The following is a 23,513-nucleotide window of genomic DNA, read 5'->3' on the forward strand; positions in this document are numbered from 1 at the left end:
CTCGTCATGTTGTCATTTACTCCTTGGCTGCGGGTACATCGACCGGCACCTGCTTGAGCATCACCGTTCGTTGCCTGGCGATTCGCTCCCCGACTTTGGTGCGGTCCTTGACGTCGCCTGCGAGTTGTCCGCAGGCTGCGTCAATGTCGTCCCCTCTGGTTTTTCGCACAGTGGTGACGATACCAGCATCGCTCAGGATTTTCGCGAACGCGATCACCTGTTTGTGGGGCGAACGCGTCAGACCCGATTGCTCAAAGGGGTTGAACGGGATCAGGTTGATCTTGCATGAAACACCGTGCCCGCCATGCTTGCGAACCAGCTCCACCAGCTGGTGCGCATGCTCGGGCTGATCGTTCACACCATCGAGCATGCAGTACTCGAAGGTGATGAAGTCGCGCGGCGCATGTTCGAGATACCGGTTGCACGCATCGAGCAACTCAGCCAGAGGATATTTGCGATTCAGCGGCACCAGGTTGTCGCGCAGCGCGTCGTTCGGTGCGTGCAGCGATACGGCCAGCGCCACCGGGCAGTCTTGCCCCAGCCGGTCCATCATCGGCACCACGCCGGACGTGGACACAGTCACGCGCCGGCGCGACAAGCCATAGCCATGGTCGTCGAGCATCACGCGCAGCGCGGGCACGAGCGCCGAATAGTTCTGCAGCGGCTCGCCCATGCCCATCATCACCACGTTGGAGATCACGCGGTCATCGCGATGCAGGTGCTTGCGCAGGAAATGCTCGGCGAACCAGAGCTGCGCGACGATCTCGCCAGCTGTGAGGTTGCGCGAAAAGCCCTGGTGGCCGGTCGAGCAGAAGCGGCAGCCAACAGCGCAGCCTGCTTGCGATGACACGCAGAGCGTGCCCCTGTCTTCTTCAGGGATGAAAACAGCCTCGACGGCGTCTCCATGGCCCACGTCGAACAGCCACTTGATCGTGCCGTCAGAAGACTCTTGCTGGGTGAGGATGGCAAGCCCTTCGATGCGGGCTGTGCCTTTGAGGTTTTCGCGCAGCGACTTCGCCAGGTCGCTCATCTCGTCGAAGTTGCGCGCGCCGCGCTGGTGGATCCAGCGGAACAGCTGCGTGGCGCGGAAGCGCTTTTCGCCGAGGCTTTCGCAATAGGCGGCCAGACCGTCGAGGTCGAAGTCGAGCAGGTTGACCGTCATTGCACAGCCCGGCGCGGCGCCGGGCCGCCCCAAGCGCGCCGTGGCCCCCTCGCGGGGCAGCGGAGCGCAGTGGAGCGTGGGGGCCACATACGTTAGCGGGAGTAGATGTTCATGCCAGGGAAGAAGAACGAGATCTCGCCCTTGGCAGTTTCAGGCGCATCAGAGCCGTGCACGGCATTGGCGTCGATGCTGTCGGCAAAGTCGGCACGGATGGTGCCGGCAGCTGCCTTCTTGGGGTCGGTCGCGCCCATCAGGTCGCGGTTCTTGAGGATGGCGCCTTCGCCTTCCAGCACCTGGATCATGACGGGGCCGGAAATCATGAACTCAACGAGGTCCTTGAAGAACGGGCGCTCCTTGTGAACGCCGTAGAACTGCTCGGCTTCGCCGCGCGACAGGTGCGCCATGCGAGCGGCAATGACCTTCAGGCCAGCGGCCTCGAAGCGGGCGTAGATCTGGCCGATGACGTTCTTTGCCACGGCGTCGGGCTTGATGATGGAGAGGGTGCGTTCGATGGCCATTTGGTTTCGTTCCTGAGCTTGAAGTTTTTTAAAAGGTCTCGCAATGCGAGAGAGTTCGGCAAAGCCTGCAATTTTAGCTTGCGCCAGTGACTGTTCACCGGCAAAGGTCTGTCAACGACCGCGGCCACCGCGGCGCGAGCCACCTCCGCCGCCTCCTGGCCCACCGCCGCCGAATCCACCACCACCTCCACCGCCGCCAAAGCCGCCGCCCCCACCGCCCCCGCCTCCACGACGACGCTGGCCGCCCTGGCCACCTCCGCCGCCCTGCCGCTGGCGCGTGAAGCTGTCAGCGCCGATGTAGCCCAGCGATGTCTTCATCGGATCCGGCTGGACGCCATTCGGGCGCTCGTCACTGTTGCTGCGATCCTTATTGCGCCGTTGCTGGCCCTGGCCTGCGCCCTGGCCGCCTTGGCCGCGCTGCCCCCCATTGCGTTGCTGGCCGCCCTGGTTCGGGCCGCGATTGCCACCGCCTGCACCGGCACCGGCACCGCCGCCACCGCGCCTGCGCCGGTTGCGCCCGCCGCCGCCGCCCTGCCCGGGCCCTTCGCCGTCCTGGCCCGGCGCGCGTTCGCCGCGACCGCCTCGCTCCGCAGTGGCGCCGACAGCCTGCATGAGCTGGCGGATGTCACGCTCGTCAAGCTCCATGAACGCCCCGCGCTTCAAGCCGCGCGGCAACATCATTGCGCCATATCGAATCCGGATGAGGCGGCTGACGGCATGGCCCAGTGCTTCGAACAGCCGGCGCACCTCACGGTTGCGCCCTTCGGAAATCGTGACGCGATACCACGTGTTGGCACCCTCGCCACCACCTTCTTCGATCGTGCCGAACTGGGCGCGGCCATCTTCAAGCTCGATGCCGTCGAGCAGCCGCTGCTTCTCGTCAGTGCTCAGCGCGCCGAGCACACGCACGGCGTACTCGCGCTCCAGGCCGAATCGCGGATGCATCAGTTTGTTGGCCAACTCGCCCGAACTGGTGAAAAGCAGCAGGCCCTCGGTATTGAGGTCAAGACGCCCGACCGACTGCCACTTGCCCTGTGCAAGCCGGGGCAGTTTTCGAAACACGGTGGGGCGGTTTTGCGGATCGTCGTTCGTCACGACTTCGCCCGTGGGTTTGTGATACGCGATCACCCGCGCAGGCGGCGGTGCAATGCGCACGCGGATCGGCTTGCCATTGACCTTGATCGAATCGCCGAACTGGATGCGCTGCCCGATGTGCGCGGGCTCATTGTTGACCGAGATGCGCCCTTCCATGATGAGCTGCTCCATCTCGAGCCGCGAGCCAAGGCCCGCCTGCGCCAGCACCTTGTGCAGCTTTGGTGTGTCCGCCTGGGGCAGCAGCACGCGCTTGGGCACTGCGTCGGGCGCGTCGGCCTGCACATCGAATTCACCGGAGACCACATCCGCAAAGCTGACGGGCGGCGGCGCCGGTTCGGCGGCGACCCTGGGCTTGTGCCGGCGGGTGGTGGAGTTGCCGTCGGCATCGTCTTCGGCGTCTTCGTCGAATTCGTCGTCGTCCTCGTCACGATCCGCATCGTCACCTTCGCTGCGGTCATCGCTGCGGTTGCTGTTGCGCTGCTGCGCCGGAGGCTGCGGCGGCACGGGAGCCGCTGCTATCTCTTGGGAGTCGTCGGTTAGCGGGGCCTGCTCGGCGCCGGGCAGCGGTTGGTTCATGCGTTCAGGTCTCGACAGCTTCTGCCTCGTCGTCGGCAGCTTTTTCTTGTGGAAGGGAATTGGGGGGAGCCTCGGCTGCAACCGCTTCGTGGGGCTCTCCGGGCGTTGCGGGCTCCTCGGGCTGCAGGGGGAGTGCTGGCTGCGCAGCGAGTTCGGGCTCCGTGGCGAGCCCGGGCTGCATAGTCAGGTCGGGCTCAATGCCCAGTTCAGGCTGCATGGAATCAGTTGGCATGGCAAGCGACGCCAGCATGTTCGCCTGCTCGCCGGGGCTGGAAAGCATGGGCAGCTGGTCCAGCGACTCGATGCCCAGGTCGTCCAGGAACTGCCGCGTGGTCGCAAAGAGCGCCGGCCGGCCGGGCGCCTCACGATGGCCGATGACTTCGACCCAGCCGCGGTCTTCGAGCTGCTTGAGGATGAGCGCGTTGATCGTCACGCCGCGGATGTCTTCCATGTCGCCGCGCGTGACGGGCTGGCGATACGCAATGATCGCCAGTGTTTCTAGCACGGCGCGCGTGTACTTCGGAGGCTTTTCGGGATGCAGGCGATCGAGGTATTCGCGCATGGCCGGGCGGCTCTGGAAGCGCCAGCCGCTCGCCACATGGACGAGTTCGACGCCGCGCTGCGCCCAGTCGTTTTGCAGGTCCGCGAGAACAGACTTGATGGTGTCGGCGCCGAGCTCGTCATTGAAGAGCACGCGCATCTCGCGCACCGGCATCGGCTGCTGCGAGCAAATCAAGGCGGTTTCGAGGACGCGCTTTGCATCCGTCGTATTCATGGTGTTGCCGTTTTCGGAAAAGGCGCCTTGCGGCGCGCAAATCAAAGCAAAGGGCTCATCGAAACAGTATCGGGCCAGTGTCGGGGCAGTATCAGGGCACTCAAGGCCGCGGGCATCGAACGCCGCGCGGCGCTGTCGCACGGTGCGCCTGCTTCATCGAGAGGCGTCGCTGGTGTGCCAGTCTGATTCATTGTAGCGCAGCCCCCACTGCGCAAGTGCCTGCCGGATGTCATGCGGCAAAGGCGCGCGAAATTCATGCGCCCGCCCGGTCGCGGGATGCACGAAGGCAAGGCGGAAAGCATGGAGCGCCTGGCGCGAGATCGCTGCGATGGCTGCGCCGCCATACACCTCGTCAGCCACCAGCGGGTGCCCGATATGCGCCATGTGCACGCGGATCTGGTGGGTGCGCCCCGTATGCAGCGTGGCGCGAACCCAGCAACCTGCATCCGCATCTTCGAGCAGCTCGAAGTCGGTCATGGCCGGCTTGCCGCCCTCGACCACCGCCATGCGCAGGCGGTTGCGCGGATCACGCCCGACAGGTGCGTCAACACGCCGCGTCAGGACGCTGCCCCATGGGCGATGCGCCAGTGCCACGTACTGACGCGAGACACTGCGCTGCGCAATCATGTCTACCAGTGCATCCATGGCGCTGCGAGTGCGCGCCACGACCATGAGGCCGCTCGTGTCCTTGTCGAGCCGGTGCACGATCCCTGCGCGCGGCAGATGCGCAGCATGCGCGTCCCGCGCAAGAAGCCCATTGAGCAGTGTGCCGCTCCAGTTGCCCGGTGCCGGATGCACCACCAACCCTGCAGGCTTGTTGATGACCAGTAAATGCTCATCTTCAAACACGACGTCAAGCGCCATCGCCTCGGGCTTGAACGCCTGGCTTTGCGCGGTCGGCTTGAGCTCGATCGCGCCGGTGTCGCCCGCCTTCACCTTCTGCGATGGCTTGCCGATCGTCGCGCCGTTGAGCATGACGGCCCCCGCACCGACAAGCTGCTGCAGGTAGTTGCGCGAGAACTCCGGCACGAGCGCGGCCAGCGCACGGTCGAGCCGGTCGCCATGGTGTTCGGCGCCGATGGTGAACGCGCGTGTTTCGGCGACGGCAACGTCTTCAAGAACGTCTTCTGTCGCCGGCTGTGAGGGGTCGGTCGATATAATCGTTGTGCCCTGTTTCAAGAAAGTGTGCGTGATGTTGCGAGCCAAATTATCCGTGGTCCCTGCGCTGGTGATCGCCACCCTCGCTTCCGCCCTGCTGGCCGGCTGCGCCGCAGGCCGCGACGACAGGTCGGAAAACTGGAGCGTCAACAAGCTGTATTCAGAAGCGCGCGACGAGTCGGCCAATGGCTCTTACGACAAAGCCATTCCCCTGTTCGAGAAGCTCGAAGGCCGTGCCGCCGGCACACCGATGGCGCAGCAGGCCCAGCTCGAAAAAGCCTACGCACAATACAAGGGGAACGAACAGGCCGCCGCGCTCGCCACGATCGACCGGTTCCTCAAACTCCACCCGGCGAGCCCCGCCGTCGACTACGCGCTGTACCTCAAGGGCATCGTCAACTTCAACGACAACCTCGGCTTCCTGAGCTTCATCGTCCAGCAGGACCTTGCCGAGCGTGACCAGAAGGCTGCCAAGGAATCATTCGAAGCTTTCAAGGAACTCGTGACGCGCTTTCCCGAATCGCGCTACACGCCCGATGCCCGCGCTCGCATGACGTACATCGTCAACTCGCTCGCGCAGTATGAAGTGCACGTGGCCCGCTACTACTACACGCGCGGTGCCTACGTAGCGGCAGCCAATCGCGCACAGAACGCCCTGACCGACTACAAGGACGTGCCGGCCCTGGAAGAAGCGCTGTTCATCCTCATGAATTCGTACGACAAACTCGGCATGGCGCAACTGCGCGACGACGCCCGCCGCGTGATGCAGAAGACCTACCCCAGCAGCGAATACCTCACGAAGGGCTCTAAGTCCACGCAGGACTCGTGGTGGAAATTCTGGTGAGCGCCGCCAGGTAGTCGTCTCGCGACTCCAGTCTCAGCATGGGCGGCAAGGCCGCCATCAAGCGCCTGCCGTAGCCCATCGTTGCCAGGCGCGAGTCGCACACCACCAGCACGCCCTGGTCTGACTCGCGCCGTATCAATCGGCCAGCGCCCTGCTTGAGTGCAACGGCCGCCTCCGGAATCGAATAATCATTGAAAGAGCTGCGGCCCTGCAGTTCCAGGCGCTGCGACCGCGCCTCTACGAGCGGATCGCCCGGCGGCGGGAATGGCAGCTTGTCGATCACGACCAGCTGGAGCGTGTCGCCCGGCAGGTCAACGCCTTCCCAGAACGACGCGGAGGCAACGAGCACACAGCCTGCACGGCCCTGGGTGCCGCCCTCGCGAAAACGCTCCATCAGCCGGCGCTTGGGTAGCTGGCCCTGCACCAGCACCTCAATCTCACCGGCGCCCTCAAAGCGGCGTTGCAGTTCTTCACCAATTGCACGCAGCGCTCGCAGCGTGGTGGTCAGGACCATCGTGCGGCCACCCAGCCGGCGTGCGCCTTCAGCAGCAATGGCCGCCACCTGCCCGCTATGGGCGGCGTCGTTGGGTTTGACGATGTCCCGCGGCACGTAAACGCAGGCCTGGTTGCGATAGTCGAAGGGGCTGTCCACACGAAGGATCTCTGCCTCGCCCAGCCCGCACGGCTCAGTGAACCACGACAGGCGGGCGTCATCGCCCAAAGTGGCGGATGTGAATACCCATGAGCGGCTGGAGCCTTCGGCGCTGCCCGTCTTGAGCAGCTTGTCCTGCACGGCCTTCGCAATGTCAAGCGGCGACTCGACCAGGCGCAACTGCATGCCGACATCGATCCAGCGCACAGCCGCAGGCTCGCACTTCGCACCGAAGCGCTCGACACGCTGTGCAAGTTCTGTTGCGCGCTCTTGCAGTCTCGGGAAATCGGGCGCCATCTCACTGACCGTCGCGAGCCCCTCGATCGCATGGGTGCACGCGAGATGCAGTTCATCGAGCGCTTCGCGCCATGCCCGCGGCTCCACGCCTTCGGGCGCTTCATCGACCCAGCGCAGGCGTGCATTGCTGGTCGTCTTGCCGACCGACAGGCGCAAGTCGCGGGCGGCGCGCTCGACCTGCGACACGATGGTTTGCCAGTCGACCAGACCGCGCGCGAATTGCAGTCCGGCGCCGAGCATGTCGCGGGCGAAGTCGAGCAGCTGGCCGGTGGTCAGGTTGGCACCCAGAAACTGCACGCCTGTTTCGTTGAGCTGGTGCGCCTCATCGAAGATGGCAATGCGCACGGTGGGCAGGAGCTCCGCCATGCCCGACTCGCGAACAGCCATGTCGGCGAAGAACAGGTGGTGATTGATCACCACCACATCGGCAGCCAGCGCTTCGCGTCGTGCAATGTTGACGTGGCACGAGCGAAACTTCGGGCAGTCGGAGCCCAGGCAGTTCTCGCGTGTCGACGTCACGAGCGGGATGAGCGGCGAGCGCTCGTCCAGCCCCGGCAGCTCGGCGAGATCGCCCGTGCGGGTGACCTGCGACCACTCCTCGATCTTGGCGAGCGAACGCAACGCTGCGCGGTCCGGGAAGTTGGCGTCATGCCGCGCAAGCTCCATCCGGTGCAGGCAGAGGTAACTGCCCCGGCCCTTGAGCAACGCGGTGCGCACGGGCAGCCCGAGCGCTTCGACCAGCCGCGGCAAATCGCGCCCGAAGAGCTGGTCCTGCAGGGTCTTGGTGGCCGTCGAGAGCAACACGCGCTCGCCGCTGAGCAAGGCAGGCACGAGGTAAGAGTAGGTCTTGCCAACGCCCGTGCCGGCTTCCACCACCAGCGCGCCACCATGGGCGATCGTGCGCGCCACCGCCAGTGCCATTTCGGTCTGGCCGGCGCGGGGCATGAACTGATCGGCTGCACGCGACAAGGCGCCGCCCGGCGCGAACGCATCGCGCACCGGAGCTTCAAGGGAATATCCGGGCTCACCCGGCTCACTGCCGCCAGCGTTGACCATCAGGCAGGTTCTTTGGGATCGATCGCGAGTTCAAGGCGCGCGATCTGGTCGCGCAGCGCCAGCCGCCGCTTCTTGAGGCGCCGCATCATGAGCTCATCGACGGGGTGTTCCAGGCTGGCGCGGTCGATCATGGCGTCAAGATCGGCGTGCTCGATTCGCAGCTCGATCAGGTGGCGTTCGGGGGAGTGGAGATTCGTTTCCAATACTTACCTGGGCCCAGTGAGAATAAAGCCACAGTCGCGTTCATTCGATAATACGTCTTTCGCAGGCAATAATCGCTCTCTCGGTCAAGATTCGCGCGCAGCGACATTCGATTCATGGCAACCAGCAAGGGCTATCGGCTCACAGCTTCAACCGGCATCCACAAGGGTGACCGCGAATACCAGCAGGACCAGGTCGCGCTGATCACGCATCCGCGTCTGCCCGGCTGCGTGCTCGGCATCGTGGCCGATGGAATGGGCGGCCGCAGCGGCGGGCGCAAAGCATCCGATCAGGTGATGCTCACGGCCAAACAACTGTTCGAGCGTTACTCACCCGAACACGACGACGCCTCCACGCTGTTGCAGCAAATGGTGACCGAGGCGCATATCGTCATCAAGCTCACCGCCATCTCGGCCGAGCAGGAGCCACACAGCACCCTTGCCGCCTTCCTGATCAATCCGGGCGGCGACTGCCACTGGATCCACGCCGGCGATTCCCGCATCTATCACTTCCACGGCAGCAAGCTCGTCAAACGCACGATGGATCATTCCTACGTGCAGACTCTGGTCGATCGCGGGGAGATCACGGAAGAAGAAGCGAACGTGCATCCCCAGTCGAACATCCTGATGGGCTGCCTCGGCGCCGAGGAAGACCCACCGGCTGACCACCACTTCATCCAGCAGCTGCGGCCCGGCGATGTGTTGATGTGTTGCAGCGATGGCGTATGGCACTACTTCAGCCCGAACGAGCTCGGCTCGGTGCTGTCGTCGCTGTCGCCGCGCGAAGCCACTGAATTCCTGATCGAGAAGGCCCGTTCACGCGGTCACGGCGGTGGCGACAACCTCTCGCTGGCCATCGTCAAGCTCGAACCGCTCGACTCCTGATCGCCTGGGCTACGGCGGCGTCGGCAGCCCCGAGGCGGGCTTTTTCATGTGCTCGGCCACGCGCCGGTCGCGATCTTTCTTCTGCCGGGCGGCCTCGGCCAGTTTTTCTTCTCGCCTGCGAACGTTGTCCGCAGCCTCCTTGATGCGGCTCGCCTGGGCAGCGGCGGCTGACCTGCGCCGTTCTTCGTCGCGGGCCGTGCGGGCTGCAGCGTTCGCGGGTGCTGAGGCTGCAAGCGCCGCATGGTCACCCGTCTTCTTCTTGCCCCGCTCCTGCCGCGCCGCATCATTCACCAGGGCCTGGTCACGATTGCGCGCCTGCTCCGCGGCCTTCTCGGGCGATGACTTCGCCTCGATCTCCCGCACCCGCTCGGCAGCACGGCGTTTGCGTTCGGCGTCGTTGATCGCCAGTTCCTGGCGGCGCAAATGACCCAGTGCGTCCCTGCGCCTGGAACGTGCATCGTTGAGGCAGTCGTTGACGGCAAACGTCTTGTAGCAGGCTTTCTCGGACGTCTTGAACTCGCCTTCGATGGCGGCGCGCTCCGTGGCGATTCGCGCGCGCTCGCCTGCCACATTCACCTCATCGGCAGCAATGCCGGCGAGCGGCAGGACGATCAGGCAGGCGGCAACGATGAGGCGGTTCATGTCAAGCGTGTATCCACAGTTCGATGCGGCATTGCAAGATATTCCGCTGACCGCATCTCGTTCAGGCGCGACACGGTGCGCGGAAATTCGTGGGCCAACGGCCCCTCGGTATACAACGCCTCCGGCTCCACCGCTGCCGACATGATCAACTTGACGTGCCTGTCGTACAGCACATCGATGAGCCAGGTGAAGCGCCTCGCTTCCGACGCCATGCGCACCGGCATGTGCGGCACGTTGCTCAACAGCACGGTGTTGAACTGGCTGGCAATCTCCAGATAGTCGTTCTGCGATCGGGGACCGCCGCACAAGGTGCGGAAGTCGAACCACACGATGCCGCCTGCGCGCCGCACCGCGCGAATCTGCCGCGCCTCGATGTGCAGCACCGGGTCTTCGTCGCGGCCGACGGCGAGGCTGTTGAACGCCTCGTTCATCTCTTCGTCCGCCTCGGGGCCGAGCGGCGTGTGGTAGAGCTTGACCTGCTCCATCACGCGGCTTCTGTAGTCCACGCCGTTGTCCACGTTGACCACTTCCAGGTTTTCCTTGAGCAGCTCGATCGCCGGCAGGATGCGATCGCGATGCAAGCCGTCGGGGTACAGATCGTCGGGCTTGAAATTCGATGTCGTCACAAAGCCCACGCCGTTTTCGAACAGCGCATTGAGCAAGCGATGCAGGATCATTGCGTCGGTGATGTCCGCCACATGAAACTCGTCAAAACAGATCAGCCGATAGCGCTTGGCGATGCGCTCGCCCAGCACATCGAGCGGGTTCACGGTGCCCTGCAGCTCCGACAACTCGCGATGCACTTCACGCATGAACTCGTGGAAGTGCAGGCGCGTCTTGCGCACGAGCGGCACAGCGTTGAAAAAGCAGTCCATCAGGAAGCTCTTGCCGCGCCCCACGCCGCCGTACATGTACACCCCGCGGGGAATGTCAGGGTGGTTGATCAGCCTGCGCACAAAGCCCGTGCGCTGCTCCTTGAAGTCGGCCCACTCGCGCGCGCAGCGGTCCAGGGCCTGCACGGCGCGCAGCTGTGCAGGGTCGCTCTGGTAGCCGCGCGCTGCCAGCTCGAGGTCGTAGGCTTGCCGAACGGACAACGGCGTGCGGTCAGAAGTTCAGCGTGCGCTTGTCAACGGCCAGCGCCGCTTCCTTCGTCGCCTCGGACAAGGACGGATGCGCGTGGCAGATGCGTGCGATGTCTTCCGAGGATGCGCGGAATTCCATGGCGACCACGGCCTCAGCGATCAGCTCGCTGGCCATCGGCCCGACGATATGCACGCCAAGGATCTCGTCCGTCTTGGCATCGGCAAGAAACTTGACCATGCCCGTCGTGTCGCCCAATGCGCGCGCACGGCCATTGGCCATGAACGGGAATGTGCCTGCCTTGTATTGCACGCCAGCCGCCTTGAGCTGCTGCTCGGTCTGGCCCACCCACGCGATCTCGGGGCTGGTGTAGATCACCCACGGAATCGTGTTGAAGTTGACGTGGCCATGCTGGCCCGCGATGCGCTCGGCCACTGCAACGCCCTCTTCTTCCGCCTTGTGCGCGAGCATCGGGCCGCGCACGGCGTCACCAATTGCCCACACGTTCGGCAGGTTGGTCTTGCATTGGTCGTCCACCGCAATGGCGCCGCGCTCGTCGAGTTTCAGGCCAACCGCTTCGTGGCCGAGGCCAATCGTGTTGGGCACACGGCCAATCGACACGATGAGCTTGTCGACCTCGAGCAGTTGCGCCTCGCCCTTGGCGTTTGTCCAGGCAACGGACACGCCCTTCTTCGAGTTCTTGATCTCGCCGACCTTCACGCCCAGCTCGATCTTCAGGCCCTGCTTGTCGAAGGCCTTCTTCGCTTCCTTGGCGATCTGCTCGTCCACCGCGCCCAGGAACGTCGGCAGCGCTTCCAGCACCGTGACTTCCGCGCCCAGCCTGCGCCAGACAGATCCCATCTCAAGCCCGATCACGCCGGAGCCGATCAGGCCCAGCTTCTTCGGCACTGCAGGAATGCGCAGCGCACCGTCGTTCGACAGGATGTTCTCTTCATCGAAAGGAGCGCCAGGCAAGGCGCGCGGATTGGAACCCGTCGCCACGATGATGTGCTTGCCCGTGAGCGTTTCTTCCGCCGCGCCGGAGACCTTGATCTCGTAGCCCGCAGCATCGGCCTTCACGAAGGAGCCGCGGCCATGGAAGAACGCGACCTTGTTCTTCTTGAACAGGAACAAGATGCCGTCGTTGTTCTGCTTCACGACGGTGTCTTTGCGAGACAGCATCTTTGCGAGGTCCAGCTCCAGGCCCTTCACGTTGATGCCGTGATCGACAAAGTGCTTGCCCGCGTGCTCGAAGTGCTCAGACGACTGCAGCAGCGCCTTCGATGGAATGCAACCCACGTTTGTGCAGGTGCCACCCGGTGCGGGCTTGCCGTCCTTGTTCTTCCACTCGTCGATACAGGCGACGTTGAAGCCCAGTTGCGCCGCGCGAATGGCGGCAATGTAGCCACCGGGACCGCCGCCGATGACGATCACGTCAAATTGTTTAGTCATATCAAAGTCCAGCGCCCATCAATTGGTGCATTTTCGGGAGGCACCGCGGAACCGGCATTGCCGGGCCGCTGGTGTCGCCCCCTTGAGGGGGAGGCGGCCAAAGGCCGCTTCGGGGGTGGGTCAAATATCGAACAGCAGGCGAGCCGGATCTTCCAGCGCTTCCTTCATGGCGACCAGGCCCAGCACGGCTTCGCGGCCGTCGATGATGCGGTGGTCGTAGCTCATGGCGAGGTAGTTCATCGGGCGGATGACGATCTGGCCGTTCTCAACCACAGCGCGATCCTTCGTGGCGTGCACGCCCAGGATGGCCGACTGCGGCGGGTTGATGATCGGCGTCGACAGCATCGAGCCGAACACACCGCCATTGGAAATCGAGAACGTGCCGCCAGTCATCTCTTCGATGCCGAGCTTGCCGTCGCGCGCCTTCGCGCCGTATTCAGCAATCTTCTTTTCGATGTCGGCAAACGACATCTGGTCGGCATTGCGCAGGATAGGCACGACCAGGCCGCGCGGCGAGCCCACGGCAATGCCGATGTCGAAGTAGCCGTGATAGACGATGTCGGTGCCGTCAACCGACGCATTGAGCACCGGGTACTTCTTCAGCGCGTGGACAGCAGCCTTCACGAAGAACGACATGAAGCCGATCTTCACGCCGTGTTCCTTCTCGAACTTTTCCTGGAAGCGCTTGCGCATTTCCATCACAGGCGCCATGTTCACTTCATTGAACGTCGTGAGGATGGCGTTGGTCGATTGCGATTGCAGCAGGCGCTCGGCCACGCGCGCACGCAGGCGCGACATCGGCACGCGCTGCTCGGGGCGCTCGCCCAGGTCAGGCGTTGCCACCGACGAGTTCACTTGCGGCAGTGCAGCGCGCGCGGGTGCCGCAGGTGCTGCCACAGGCGCCACAGACGGTTTGGATGCGCCGCCAGCCACGGCACCTAGCACATCGCCCTTGGTCACGCGGCCATCTTTGCCCGTACCGGCGACAGAGCCAGCTGCCAGGTTGTTGTCGGCCATGAGCTTGGCGGCAGCCGGCATAGCGATGTCGGACTTCGAGCCGCCGGTCGCTGCAGCAGCTGGTGCAGGTGCCGCCGGCGCAGGCGCAGCAGCCGTCGCAGCAGCAGCCGGGGCAGCCGCTGCGCCCTTGCCTTCGCTATCGATCTTTGCGATCACCTGGTCGGCTGCGACAGTCGCGCCGTCGGCCTGCAGGATCTCGGCAAGAACACCTGCGGACGGGGCCGGCACTTCCAGCACGACCTTGTCCGTCTCGATCTCGATCAGGATTTCATCGATCGCGACCATGTCGCCTGCCTTCTTCTTCCACTGCAAAAGGGTTGCTTCTGCCACTGATTCCGACAGCTGCGGAACCTTCACTTCAACGATAGCCATTTGATTTCCAGGTTGAGGGTTGAGCGTTGAGCGTTGAGCGAGGGTTGGAGCGAGTTCACGCCCAACGCTGAACGCCCAACGCTGAACCTTATTTAGTGAGGATGAATCCCTTGAGCTTGCCGAACGCCGCGTCCACGAGCGCCTTCTGCTGCTCCTGGTGCAAGTGCGCGTAGCCCACAGCTGGTGAAGCCGACGACGGCCGGCCCGCATAAGCGAGCTTTTGGCCTTCGACCATGTTCTCGTGGATGTAGTGCTGCACGAAGAACCAGGCGCCCTGGTTCTGCGGCTCGTCCTGGCACCACACGATTTCGGTGACGTTGGGGTACTTCTTCAGCTCGGCGGCAAACGCCTTGTGCGGGAACGGATAAAGCTGCTCCACGCGCAGGATGGCTGATTCATCGGTGCCGCGCTCCTCACGCTTCTTGGCAAGGTCGTAATACACCTTGCCGGAACACATGATCACGCGCTTGACCTTGTCGGCCTTCAAGTCCTTGTGCTCGGGAATGATCGTCTGGAACGCACCCTTGGTGAACTCGACGAGCGGCGAGCCGGCGTCTTTGTTACGCAGCAGCGACTTGGGCGTCATGATGACCAGCGGCTTGCGCAGGTTACGCACCATCTGGCGGCGCAGCACATGGAAGATCTGGCTGGCTGTCGTCGGCTGGACGATCTGCATGTTGGTGTCGGCGGCCAGCTGCATGAAGCGCTCCAGGCGTGCCGAGCTGTGCTCCGGGCCCTGGCCCTCGTAGCCGTGCGGCAGCATGAGCGTGATGCCGTTGACGCGGCCCCACTTCACTTCACCGGACGCGATGAACTGGTCGATCACAACCTGAGCGCCGTTGACGAAGTCGCCGAATTGCGCCTCCCAGATGACGAGCGTGTTCGGGTCGTTCGACGCATAGCCGTATTCAAAACCGAGCACGGCCTCTTCAGAGAGGATGGAGTCGATCACCACGAACGGCGCCTGGTTCTCGGCGACGTGGCTCAGCGGCGTGAACGTGCCCGTGTCCCACTTCTCACGGTTCTGGTCATGCAACACAGCATGGCGGTGTGTGAACGTGCCGCGGCCGCAGTCTTCGCCCGACAGGCGGACCGGGTAGCCGCTCGCGACGAGCGATGCAAATGCCATGTGCTCGCCCATGCCCCAATCCACATTCACTTCGCCCCGGCCCATGGCCGCGCGATCGTCGAGCACCTTCTTGACGAGCGGATGCGGCGTGAAGTCGGCAGGCAGCGTTGTGATTTTTTCGGCCAGGCGCTTCCACTCTGCAGTGGGAATGGCGGTGTCTGCGTGGTCAGTCCATTTGCGCCCGAGGAACGGCTGCCAGTCCACCGCGTACTTGCTCTTGAAGTTGGTCAGCACCGGGTCGTGCGTGTGCTTGCCCGCATCCATTGCGGCGCGGTAGGCCTTGACCATGTCGTCGCCCAGCGTATCGCCCAGGCCTTGTGCAGCGAGTTTGTCGGCGTACAGCTTGCGCGTGCCGGGGTGCTGCGCAATCTTCTTGTACATCAGCGGCTGGGTCAGCGCAGGCGTGTCCTGCTCGTTGTGGCCGAGCTTGCGGAAGCAGACGATGTCCACAACCACATCGCGCTGGAATTCCATGCGGTATTCGAGCGCGAGCTGCGTGGCCAGCACCACGGCCTCAGGGTCGTCGCCGTTCACGTGCAGCACTGGTGCTTCGATCATCTTGACGATGTCGGTGCAATACAGCGTGGAGCGTGCATCGCGCGGGTCGGAGGTCGTGAAGCCGATCTGGTTATTGATCACGATGTGGACCGTGCCGCCCGTGAAGTAGCCGCGCGTTTCCGACAGCGCCAGCGTTTCCATCACGACGCCCTGGCCGGCAATGGCCGCGTCGCCGTGCACCAGCACCGGAAGCACTTGCTTGCCATGCGGGTCCGAGCGGCGGTCCATGCGGGCGCGCACCGAGCCTTCGACCACCGGGTTCACGATTTCAAGGTGCGAGGGGTTGAACGCCAGCGTCAGGTGAACCGGGCCACCGGCGGTGGTCACGTCGGAGCTGAAGCCCTGGTGGTACTTCACATCGCCGGCGGGCAGGTCTTCCTTGGCGGTGTGGTCGAACTCTGCGAACAGGTCGGCCGGCATCTTGCCCAGTGCATTCACGAGCACATTCAGGCGGCCACGGTGGGCCATGCCAATCACGATTTCCTGCACGCCCTTGCTGCCCGCGCCCTGGATCAAGGCGTCGATCGAGGCGATGAAGCTCTCGCCGCCTTCGAGCGAAAACCGCTTTTGGCCGACGTACTTGGTGTGCAGGAAGCGCTCAAGGCCTTCAGCGGCCGTGACGCGGTCGAGGATGTGCTTTTTCTGGTCGGCAGAGAAGTTCGGCTTGCTGCGGATCGACTCGAGCTTTTGCTGCCACCAGCGCTTGCGGTGCTGGTCGCTGATGTACATGTATTCGGCGCCGATGGAGCCGCAGTACGTCTCGCGCAGCGCGTTCGTCAGCTCGCGCAGCGACATCGACTCTTTGCCGAAGAACGTGTTGCTGATGTTGAACACCGCTTCCTGGTCGGCGTCGTTGAAGCCATAGAAGCCGGCTTCAAGTTCGGGAATCTTTTCGCGCTCGGTGCGCTTGAGCGGATCGAGGTCGGCCCAGCGGCAGCCCACGTTGCGGTACGCGGCAATGAGCTGTTGCACTGCAGTGCGCTTGCGCCCGAGGTCAGACTCAGCGCCGCTGGCAACCAGCACGCGGCCTGCGCCCTGCTTCGCCCGTTCGGCGAAAGCGTTGATCACAGGCAGGTGGGGAACGTCCTTGGACTCCGAGCCGTCAACGGCAGGCACATGCTGCAGCGCATCGAAGTAGTCGCGCCACGTCTCGGGCACGCTGGTCGGGTTGGCGAGATAGTTTTCGTACATCTCTTCGACGTACGGGGCGTTGCCGCCAAAAAGGTAGGAGTTGCCTTGATAGGCCGTATAGACGGAGCCTGGATCGCTCATGCTTCGCTGACTTTCCGCCTCCCTGCAGGAGGCATTGGCTGGTTGTGAGAACCTTCCGCGGCACGGCTGAACCGGTTGGCGGATGCGACTGTGGGTCGGAAGGACCTGGGTAGCGAACGCAATTGTGCCACCTTTCGGTTAGCTCGCGCTGCCCAGGCCGCGTTCAGGGTGCCATCAAATCCTTGATCTGCTGCAGGGCTGACGGGTCTTCGATCGTTGTCAGGTCACCTGCGTCGCGGCCTTCTGCCACCGCCTGGATCGCCCGGCGCAGCAGCTTGCCGCTGCGCGTCTTGGGCAGCGCATGGACGAGGTGCACGCGCGAAGGCCGCGCAACCGCGCCGAGCTGCTCATCGACGACTTTCATGATCTCGCCTTCCAGCTTGAGCCGGGACGCGGTGTTGACCATGGCCGCACTGTCACGCGGCACAACGAAGGCCATCGCGACCTGCCCCTTGAGCTGGTCGGCAACGCCGACCACCGCCACTTCGGCCACGCCCGAATGACTGGAGATGCTCTCTTCAATCTCGCGCGTGCCCAGGCGGTGACCGGCCACATTGATCACGTCGTCGGTGCGGCCCAGGATGTAGTAGTAGCCATCGGCATCGCGAATGCCCCAGTCGAAGGTGCTGTAGACCAGCTTGCCGGGAACCGTCTGCCAATAGGTGCGCACGAAGCGCGCGTCGTCGCCCCACACGGTCTGCATGAAGCCCGGCGGCGTCGGCCCTTCGATCACCACCACGCCCTTCTCGTTGGCACCCGTGAGCTCCTCGCCCGTGTTCTCGTGGACGATCTTCACGTCATAGCCGTACATCGGCACGCCAGGGCTGCCGAACTTGCTTGGCTTTTTCTCGACGCCGTTGGCAATCGTGAGGATCGGCCAGCCGCTCTCGGTCTGCCAGTAGTTGTCGATGATCGGCACGCCCAGCCCGTCGCTGATCCAGCGCGCCGTGGGCTCATCCAGCGGTTCGCCCGCCAGGAACAGCGCCTTCAGGCTCGACAGGTCGTACTTGGCCAGGAACGCGGGGTCGTGCTTCTTGAGCACCCGCACGGCCGTCGGCGCGCTGAACATGCCGCTGACCTTGTACTTCTCGACCAGGCTCCACCAGATGCCCGCATCGGGGCGGATCGGCACGCCCTCATACATGATGGTGGCCATGCCTGCGATGAGTGGCCCGTAGACGATGTAGCTGTGGCCCACAACCCAGCCAATATCGCTGGTCGAGAAGAACGTCTCGCCCGGCTCGCCCAGGAAGATGTGCTTCATGCTGGCCGCCAGCGCCACCGTATAGCCGCCCACGTCGCGCTGCACACCTTTGGGCAGGCCCGTCGTGCCGCTCGTGTAGATGGTGTAGCTGATGTCCGTGGACTCCAGCCACACGCAGGGCACCTGCACCCCATCCTGGCGGGCAACCGATTCGGCCCAGTCGTGGTCGCGACCTGCCACCCGCTCCATGGGCGCGAGCCCCCGGTCGACCAGCAGCACCGATTCCGGCTTGTGCTTCGACAGGCGGATCGCCTCGTCAAGCAACGGCTTGTACGGCATCACCTTGCCGCCGCGTGAGCCGGCATCGGCGCTGACGATCGCTTTCGGCGTTGCGTCTTCAATGCGCGAGGCGAGCGACACGGAGGCAAAGCCGCCAAACACGACCGAATGAATCGCGCCGATCCGCGCACACGCCAGCATGGCGAATGCAGCTTCGGCAATCATCGGCATGTAGATCAGCACGCGGTCACCGCGCTTGACGCCCAGCGCCAGCAGTGCTGCCGCAGCACGCTGCACTTCACGGTGCAGTTCATGGAATGTGTAGGTGCGCTCAACGCCCGTTTCGGTCGAAACGAAGATCAGGGCGGGCTGGTCGGGCCGCGTGAGCAGGTGCCTGTCCACGGCGTTGTGGCACAGGTTGGTCTGGCCGCCGACAAACCAGCGTGTGAACGGTGGGTTGGAGTAGTCACAGATCTGCACGGGCGGCTTGTGCCAGCCAATGAGCTGCGACTGCTCCTTCCAGAAACCTTCGCGGTCTTCGAGCGAGCGGCGGTGGAAGTCAGCGAATCCTGTCATGTTGTCTCCTTGGGCTGCCCGACATTGTGGTCACGGGGCTTGCCGCCAGCTGACACGCTCGCACCGCGCGTGGCGCGCTTACTTGATCAGCGTCAAGACTTCCCTGAAATTCGGGTGATCCGCACCGCGCAGCCACTCGAAGGCGACCATCTCGGTCGTCACAAGCTCGGCGCCTGCACCCGCCAGCCGGTCAAAGGCTGCATCGCGATTGCGTTCGCTGCGCGAGCTGCAGGCGTCCGTCACGACCCACACTTCAAACTCTTCTTCCAGCAGGTCCAGTGATGTCTGCATCAGGCACACGTGCGCCTCGCAGCCCGCCATCACGATGGCGTTGCGTTGCAGGCCCTCGGCTGGCGTTGGTTTTTGCAAGTGCCGGGGCAGGCTGCGGGCATTGCCGCCTTGCGGGCGCGCCGGCGGCCGCAGCCATTCAACCAGGCCGTCTGCAACCGCACTGAACGACATCTTGTCGAGGGTCTTGCGGCACAGCGCTTTCATCTCGGCAGGGTTCTCACCCAGGCCCGCCGGGTTCTCCTGCGTGCCCCATACCGGCACTTCCAGCAGCCGTGCCATGCGGGCGAGACGCATCGCGTTCTGCAAGACCAGGTCGCCCTCGTGGATGGAGGGCATCAGGCGTGACTGGTAGTCAACCAGTACCAGTTGGGAGTCATCGGTGTCGAGCAGCATGCGCCCGATTATTCCAGCCTCCACTGCCGTGCGACGCAGCCAGTGTCAGGCGGCGGACTGCAAAGGCGCCGGAACCGTGGGACAGATCTCCACATGCAGCACACGTTCGGTGACCGGATGGTCCACCATCAGCCCATTGAGCGACATCGGATGGGAGTGCCGCTCGTGCGCGCGCTGGGCGTGCTCACGGTGGCGCTGCTCCTCGCGCTGGAACTCATCAATGCTGCGCCTGACTTCGCGATAGAGCTCTTCGACAGATTCAATGTCCGGCCCGGTCGTCTCCAGCGCAAAGGCCGGCACCAGCACCACCTCGCACCCTTGCTCTTCGTACTCGATGCGCGTCGGCCTGCCGAGCACACGCTGGACGGCAGCCAGTGCCTTGTCATGGCCCATCGCCGGCATGACGACGGTGAACTCGGTAGGACCGGTTCGCGCCGCAAAGCCGTGGCCTCCGGCGAGCCGCAGGAGCTTTTCGACGATCACGCCGGTCAGGCCCTGCACCATGCGCTTGCCGTAGATCCTGCGCACTTCAACCAGGTCCGTGAAGTCGAACACGGCCACGCTCATCTCGCGGTGGTGGGCTTCGCAGTCGGCCAGCAACTTGTCGCCGTAAGCGATCAGCCCGTTCTTGTTATAGAGCGAAGTGGCCGTATCCATGCAACTGCGCTCTTCATTACCCTTGAGCAGGCCCAGGCTCACGCCGACATGGCAGGCCAAGTCACGCACGGCATGTGACGCCGCTGCCGCTGCCAGATGCGCCAGGCTGGTCGAGCCGCCGCCATGCGGCTGGATTCGTGTGGGCTGGAAATCTGTGGTCATGGTGTGTCCCCTTCTGCTGGAGCCGATGGTTTGCCGGTATCACGAATCAGACCACCGCCGCGCTGGCGCCCGGTAGGGATAACGCCGGGGCCGCCTAGGGAATCGGCTTAGCCGCACCACCAGACGCCGTTTGCGCTGCATTGCGTTGTGCGGCAACCCCTGTGGAGCGCCGCACGACGTTAAACTGCCCGGCAAACATCACGAGGGATTGCAGTGAGTCAGCCCAGCGAACCCGCCACGATCAGACTGCTTTGCGTTGAGGACAACGCAGACGACGTCGAGCTGATGGCGATCGCACTCGAGCGCGCTGATCCGCTGCGGCACTACGAGCTGACCCGCGTTGACGACGCTGCCGGATTCGCGCACGCGCTCGAAGGCCAGTTCGATGTGATCCTGTGCGACTTCAACATGCCGCGCTTTTCGCCCTATGCGGCGCTGCAGATTCTGATGTCGCGGCAATCGGGCATTCCGCTCATTGTTGTGACACGTGCCATCGGCGAAGAGGCAGCCGTGCATGTGCTTCGCTGCGGTGCCAAGGACTACCTCACCAAAGACAAGCTCGGCACGCTGCCGCAGATCATCGAGCGCGTCATGAACGAGCGCCAGCGAGCACGCGACCAGGAGCGCATGGGGCTCGAACTCGAAGCCGCCTACCGCCGCCTGAAGACGCTGTCGGCGCGGCTTGTCGTTGCGCAAGAGCGCGAGCGAGACCTGATCTCGCGCGAACTGCACGACCAGCTGGGCCAGACACTCACCGGCATGGTGATTCACCTTCATGCTGCGCAGCGCACGGACAACGCCGAGGTCGCGCGCAAACACACCGACACCGCAATGGAGATGGCACAGGGCGCCGTCGAGCAAGTCAAGACGCTGTCGTTCTCCTTGCGTCCGCCCCAGCTCGACCTGCTGGGCCTGGTGGCTGCCACGCAGTGGGCCGTGCAACGAATTGCAGAGCCGGCGCAGCTCGCGTTCAAGGTGAGCTGGCGAGGCGATGAGCCTGAAAAACCGGGCGTCGCGGCAGCCGTGGTGCTGCGGCTGGTCCAGGAGGCGCTGACGAACATCGTGCGCCACGCGAAGGCAAGCCATGTGACGGTGCGCATCCGCTTTCTTGATAACGAGCGAATCGGGCTGCTGGTGGTGGACGACGGCGTCGGATTCGACAAGCTCGCGATGCTCGGGGGCGAAACCAGTGAGCGCAATATGGGGCTTCGTGGAATGATCGAGCGCACGGAACTCGCCGGCGGCCGCCTGCAGATCCGCACCCGGCCCGGCAAAGGTGTCCGGGTGCGAGCGGTGCTTTAGAACAAATCGGGGTCACCATGAAGAACACAGCACCAGTCAAGCCAGTCAGGGTGGTCCTTGCGGATGATCACGACCTGGTCCGCTCGGGCATCAAGGCACTGCTTTCGATGGTGGAGAACGTCGAGGTCATAGCCGAGGCACGCAATGGCGCGGAGCTCGTCCAGCTCGCGGGCGACCTCCTGCCCGATATCGTGATGACGGACATCTCGATGCCTGTGATGGACGGCATCACCGCCATTGCCGAGATTCACTCGACGCATCCGCAAGTGCGGCTTCTGGTGCTGTCGATGTACGACACCGTGGACTTCGTCAAGCGAGCCGTCGCCAACGGCGCCTGCGGCTACCTCATGAAGGACGCGCCTCCCTTCGAGCTCGAGCAGGCGATTCGCAGCGTGATGGCCACAGGCAGTTATTTCAGCCCGTCGATTGCCCAGCGCCTGCTCCAGCCATCGGAGCCCACCATCAACGATGAGCTCACCGACCGCCAGATCGAGATCCTGAAGCTGATCGCGCAGGGCCGCGCCTCCAAGGAAATTGCGTATGAGCTGGGCTTGTCGCCCAAGACTGTGGACGTGCACCGCACCCGCATCATGGAGCGCCTGCACCTCAGTGACATCGCCAGCCTGACGCTGTATGCCGTGCGCAAAGGCCTCATCAAGCCCTGAGGGCTCAGGGCGGCAGCACGCGTAGAAGGCGGCCGCGCTCGACGTCGGTCAACAGGTACAGCAGCCCGTCCGGGCCTTGCCGCACGTCGCGAACGCGCTCCAGGCCTTGAAGCAGCTTGTGCTCGCGCACGACCTTTCGGCCGTCCAGCTCCAGCCGGGCCAGGTAGCCGAACTTGAGGGAGCCGATGAAAAGATTCCCCTTCATGGCCGCCCCGTACCGCCCACTCGTCAGGAACGCCATGCCTGACGGCGCGATGGACGGCACCCAGTAGTGCAGCGGCTGCTCCATACCGGCCATGGCCGTGATGCCCTTGCCGATCGGGCCGCCACCGTAGTTCTCGCCGAAGGTGATCACGGGCCAGCCGTAGTTGCGGCCCGCTTGCGGCACGTTGATCTCGTCGCCGCCTTGCGGGCCGTGCTCATGCATCCAGAAGGTGCCGTCGGGCGCGAGCGTCGCGCCTTGCGAATTGCGATGGCCGTAACTCCATATCTCCGGCAACGCGCCCGCCGTGCCTATGAGGGGGTTGCCGGGTGCAGGGGCACCGTCCTTGGTGATGCGCACGACTTTGCCGTGATGCGTGTCGAGCGTCTGCGCGTCTTCCATGCGAGAGAAGCGGTCGCCCAGCGTGAGAAAGAGGTTGCCGTCGGCCGCTTCGACAATGCGGCAGCCGAAATGCAGCCGGCTCTCGAATTTGGGCTTCTGGCTGAACAAGACCTTCACGTCTTCCAGCCGCGTCGAGTCTGCCGAGAGCCGGGCCCGGGCCATGGCTGTGCTGTTGGTCGCGCCGGGACCCGGTTCAGAAAAGCAGAAATAGATCGTGCGATTGGACTCGAAGGCTGAATCGGCAATGACGTCGAGCAAACCGCCCTGCCCGGCCGCGGCCACGGACGGCAGGCCCGCCAGCGGCGCCCCCAGCTTGCCGTCGGCCTCCACCACCCGCATGCGGCCCGGCCGCTCGGTCACCAGGAATCGTCCCTGCGGCAGGAACGCCACGGCCCACGGGCGCACCAGGCCAGTCGCCACGTCCACGGTCTTCAAGTCTTGCGCCCACGAGGCCGAACCTGTGAGAGCAGACAAGGCACAGACCACCGACGCGACGGCGGCGTGGAGGCTACGGCGAATGAGGTGAAAAGAATCCATTTGCATGCCCACATTCTGTCCGCAACGCAGTCATTTCAGGCAAACCCCTGCTCTTCCCAATATGAATCAATCACTTACAAACGAATCCTCACTTGACTTCTCA

The 23,513-nt window shown here is 64.1% G+C and carries 20 protein-coding genes; 4 read left to right on the forward strand and 16 right to left on the reverse strand.

Features of this window, described 5'->3' with window-relative positions:
• Positions 1–16 precede the first annotated feature (16 nt).
• From rlmN to GHT07_RS00735, 5 genes are all read right to left on the reverse strand, one after another.
• The gene (gene rlmN / locus GHT07_RS00715) at positions 17–1,162 is read right to left on the reverse strand and encodes a 23S rRNA (adenine(2503)-C(2))-methyltransferase RlmN (protein WP_153583131.1); all 1,146 of its coding nucleotides are present in this window, start codon (positions 1,160–1,162) and stop codon (positions 17–19) included.
• A 92-nt stretch (positions 1,163–1,254) separates the two neighbouring features.
• Entirely contained in the window at positions 1,255–1,680 is a 426-nt protein-coding gene (gene ndk, locus GHT07_RS00720) for a nucleoside-diphosphate kinase (protein WP_153583132.1), read from the reverse strand.
• 111 nt (positions 1,681–1,791) lie between these two features.
• Positions 1,792–3,351, reverse strand: a complete 1,560-nt coding sequence (locus GHT07_RS00725; protein ID WP_153583133.1) for a pseudouridine synthase — start codon at positions 3,349–3,351, stop codon at positions 1,792–1,794.
• A 4-nt stretch (positions 3,352–3,355) separates the two neighbouring features.
• Positions 3,356–4,126, reverse strand: coding sequence for an SMC-Scp complex subunit ScpB (scpB, locus tag GHT07_RS00730; protein WP_153583134.1), 771 nt, complete (start codon positions 4,124–4,126; stop codon positions 3,356–3,358).
• 153 nt (positions 4,127–4,279) lie between these two features.
• Positions 4,280–5,305, reverse strand: coding sequence for an RluA family pseudouridine synthase (locus GHT07_RS00735; protein ID WP_153583135.1), 1,026 nt, complete (start codon positions 5,303–5,305; stop codon positions 4,280–4,282).
• 13 nt (positions 5,306–5,318) lie between these two features.
• Between GHT07_RS00735 and GHT07_RS00740 the strand changes: the two genes are divergently transcribed.
• Positions 5,319–6,128, forward strand: a complete 810-nt coding sequence (locus GHT07_RS00740; RefSeq protein ID WP_153583136.1) for an outer membrane protein assembly factor BamD — start codon at positions 5,319–5,321, stop codon at positions 6,126–6,128.
• On the opposite strand, the gene GHT07_RS00745 is transcribed toward GHT07_RS00740, so the two are convergent.
• Together GHT07_RS00745 and GHT07_RS00750 are read right to left on the reverse strand one after the other, a co-directional pair.
• Positions 6,091–8,133: an ATP-dependent DNA helicase gene (locus tag GHT07_RS00745; RefSeq protein WP_153583137.1), complete on the reverse strand. Its 2,043-nt coding sequence runs from the start codon at positions 8,131–8,133 to the stop codon at positions 6,091–6,093. The genes GHT07_RS00740 and GHT07_RS00745 overlap by 38 nt on opposite strands.
• Positions 8,133–8,336: a YdcH family protein gene (locus GHT07_RS00750; protein WP_153583138.1), complete on the reverse strand. Its 204-nt coding sequence runs from the start codon at positions 8,334–8,336 to the stop codon at positions 8,133–8,135. Before GHT07_RS00750 ends, GHT07_RS00745 begins: the two co-directional genes overlap by 1 nt.
• A 114-nt stretch (positions 8,337–8,450) precedes the next feature.
• On the opposite strand from GHT07_RS00750, the gene GHT07_RS00755 reads away from it, so the two are divergent.
• A complete protein-coding gene (locus tag GHT07_RS00755; protein ID WP_153583139.1) occupies positions 8,451–9,218 on the forward strand; it encodes a PP2C family protein-serine/threonine phosphatase in 768 nt (255 codons plus the stop codon).
• Between the two features lie 9 nt (positions 9,219–9,227).
• Here the strand turns inward: GHT07_RS00755 and GHT07_RS00760 are convergent, their stop codons facing one another.
• The 8 genes from GHT07_RS00760 to GHT07_RS00795 all read right to left on the reverse strand — a co-directional run bounded on the left by GHT07_RS00760 (position 9,228) and on the right by GHT07_RS00795 (position 20,302).
• Entirely contained in the window at positions 9,228–9,860 is a 633-nt protein-coding gene (locus GHT07_RS00760; protein ID WP_153583140.1) for a hypothetical protein, read from the reverse strand.
• The gene (gene zapE, locus GHT07_RS00765) at positions 9,857–10,954 is read right to left on the reverse strand and encodes a cell division protein ZapE (RefSeq protein WP_153583141.1); all 1,098 of its coding nucleotides are present in this window, start codon (positions 10,952–10,954) and stop codon (positions 9,857–9,859) included. The genes GHT07_RS00760 and zapE overlap by 4 nt, the downstream gene beginning before the upstream one ends.
• Before the next feature lie 10 nt (positions 10,955–10,964).
• Positions 10,965–12,392, reverse strand: a complete 1,428-nt coding sequence (lpdA, locus tag GHT07_RS00770) for a dihydrolipoyl dehydrogenase (protein WP_153583142.1) — start codon at positions 12,390–12,392, stop codon at positions 10,965–10,967.
• A gap of 120 nt (positions 12,393–12,512) precedes the next feature.
• Positions 12,513–13,781: a 2-oxoglutarate dehydrogenase complex dihydrolipoyllysine-residue succinyltransferase gene (gene odhB, locus GHT07_RS00775; RefSeq protein WP_153583143.1), complete on the reverse strand. Its 1,269-nt coding sequence runs from the start codon at positions 13,779–13,781 to the stop codon at positions 12,513–12,515.
• An 88-nt stretch (positions 13,782–13,869) separates the two neighbouring features.
• Positions 13,870–16,740: a 2-oxoglutarate dehydrogenase E1 component gene (locus GHT07_RS00780; protein ID WP_153583144.1), complete on the reverse strand. Its 2,871-nt coding sequence runs from the start codon at positions 16,738–16,740 to the stop codon at positions 13,870–13,872.
• 163 nt (positions 16,741–16,903) lie between these two features.
• Positions 16,904–18,799 (reverse strand): propionate--CoA ligase, encoded by a 1,896-nt coding sequence (locus tag GHT07_RS00785; protein WP_153583145.1) that lies wholly within the window; start codon positions 18,797–18,799, stop codon positions 16,904–16,906.
• 78 nt (positions 18,800–18,877) lie between these two features.
• A complete protein-coding gene (locus GHT07_RS00790; RefSeq protein WP_153583146.1) occupies positions 18,878–19,483 on the reverse strand; it encodes an isochorismatase family protein in 606 nt (201 codons plus the stop codon).
• A gap of 45 nt (positions 19,484–19,528) precedes the next feature.
• Complete coding sequence (locus GHT07_RS00795; RefSeq protein ID WP_153583147.1) at positions 19,529–20,302, reverse strand: GGDEF domain-containing protein; 774 nt, start codon at positions 20,300–20,302, stop codon at positions 19,529–19,531.
• Between the two features lie 213 nt (positions 20,303–20,515).
• Here GHT07_RS00795 and GHT07_RS00800 point away from each other — a divergent pair, with 213 nt between their 5' ends.
• Together GHT07_RS00800 and GHT07_RS00805 are read left to right on the forward strand one after the other, a co-directional pair.
• Complete coding sequence (locus GHT07_RS00800) at positions 20,516–21,604, forward strand: ATP-binding response regulator (protein WP_153583148.1); 1,089 nt, start codon at positions 20,516–20,518, stop codon at positions 21,602–21,604.
• Positions 21,605–21,621: 17 nt separating this feature from the next.
• Complete coding sequence (locus GHT07_RS00805) at positions 21,622–22,269, forward strand: response regulator transcription factor (RefSeq protein ID WP_153583149.1); 648 nt, start codon at positions 21,622–21,624, stop codon at positions 22,267–22,269.
• Positions 22,270–22,273: 4 nt separating this feature from the next.
• On the opposite strand, the gene GHT07_RS00810 is transcribed toward GHT07_RS00805, so the two are convergent.
• A complete protein-coding gene (locus tag GHT07_RS00810; protein ID WP_228488109.1) occupies positions 22,274–23,416 on the reverse strand; it encodes a PQQ-dependent sugar dehydrogenase in 1,143 nt (380 codons plus the stop codon).
• Positions 23,417–23,513 lie beyond the last annotated feature (97 nt).

The sequence above is a fragment of the Caenimonas koreensis DSM 17982 genome, assembly GCF_009646335.1.
In the GTDB taxonomy this organism is placed as follows: Bacteria; Pseudomonadota; Gammaproteobacteria; order Burkholderiales; family Burkholderiaceae_C; genus Ramlibacter; species Ramlibacter koreensis.

What these genes read in the sequence shown, in the direction of transcription:
- lpdA (WP_153583142.1), bottom strand. Translation starts at nt 12,392, where the DNA reads ATGACTAAACAATTTGACGTGATCGTCATCGGCGGCGGTCCCGGTGGC.
- GHT07_RS00785 (WP_153583145.1), bottom strand. Translation starts at nt 18,799, where the DNA reads ATGACAGGATTCGCTGACTTCCACCGCCGCTCGCTCGAAGACCGCGAA.
- GHT07_RS00810 (WP_228488109.1), bottom strand. Translation starts at nt 23,416, where the DNA reads ATGCAAATGGATTCTTTTCACCTCATTCGCCGTAGCCTCCACGCCGCC.
- GHT07_RS00795 (WP_153583147.1), bottom strand. Translation starts at nt 20,302, where the DNA reads ATGACCACAGATTTCCAGCCCACACGAATCCAGCCGCATGGCGGCGGC.
- odhB (WP_153583143.1), bottom strand. Translation starts at nt 13,781, where the DNA reads ATGGCTATCGTTGAAGTGAAGGTTCCGCAGCTGTCGGAATCAGTGGCA.
- GHT07_RS00725 (WP_153583133.1), bottom strand. Translation starts at nt 3,351, where the DNA reads ATGAACCAACCGCTGCCCGGCGCCGAGCAGGCCCCGCTAACCGACGAC.
- GHT07_RS00745 (WP_153583137.1), bottom strand. Translation starts at nt 8,133, where the DNA reads ATGGTCAACGCTGGCGGCAGTGAGCCGGGTGAGCCCGGATATTCCCTT.
- GHT07_RS00805 (WP_153583149.1), top strand. Translation starts at nt 21,622, where the DNA reads ATGAAGAACACAGCACCAGTCAAGCCAGTCAGGGTGGTCCTTGCGGAT.
- scpB (WP_153583134.1), bottom strand. Translation starts at nt 4,126, where the DNA reads ATGAATACGACGGATGCAAAGCGCGTCCTCGAAACCGCCTTGATTTGC.
- GHT07_RS00755 (WP_153583139.1), top strand. Translation starts at nt 8,451, where the DNA reads ATGGCAACCAGCAAGGGCTATCGGCTCACAGCTTCAACCGGCATCCAC.
- GHT07_RS00780 (WP_153583144.1), bottom strand. Translation starts at nt 16,740, where the DNA reads ATGAGCGATCCAGGCTCCGTCTATACGGCCTATCAAGGCAACTCCTAC.
- GHT07_RS00740 (WP_153583136.1), top strand. Translation starts at nt 5,319, where the DNA reads ATGTTGCGAGCCAAATTATCCGTGGTCCCTGCGCTGGTGATCGCCACC.
- GHT07_RS00790 (WP_153583146.1), bottom strand. Translation starts at nt 19,483, where the DNA reads ATGCTGCTCGACACCGATGACTCCCAACTGGTACTGGTTGACTACCAG.
- GHT07_RS00760 (WP_153583140.1), bottom strand. Translation starts at nt 9,860, where the DNA reads ATGAACCGCCTCATCGTTGCCGCCTGCCTGATCGTCCTGCCGCTCGCC.
- ndk (WP_153583132.1), bottom strand. Translation starts at nt 1,680, where the DNA reads ATGGCCATCGAACGCACCCTCTCCATCATCAAGCCCGACGCCGTGGCA.
- rlmN (WP_153583131.1), bottom strand. Translation starts at nt 1,162, where the DNA reads ATGACGGTCAACCTGCTCGACTTCGACCTCGACGGTCTGGCCGCCTAT.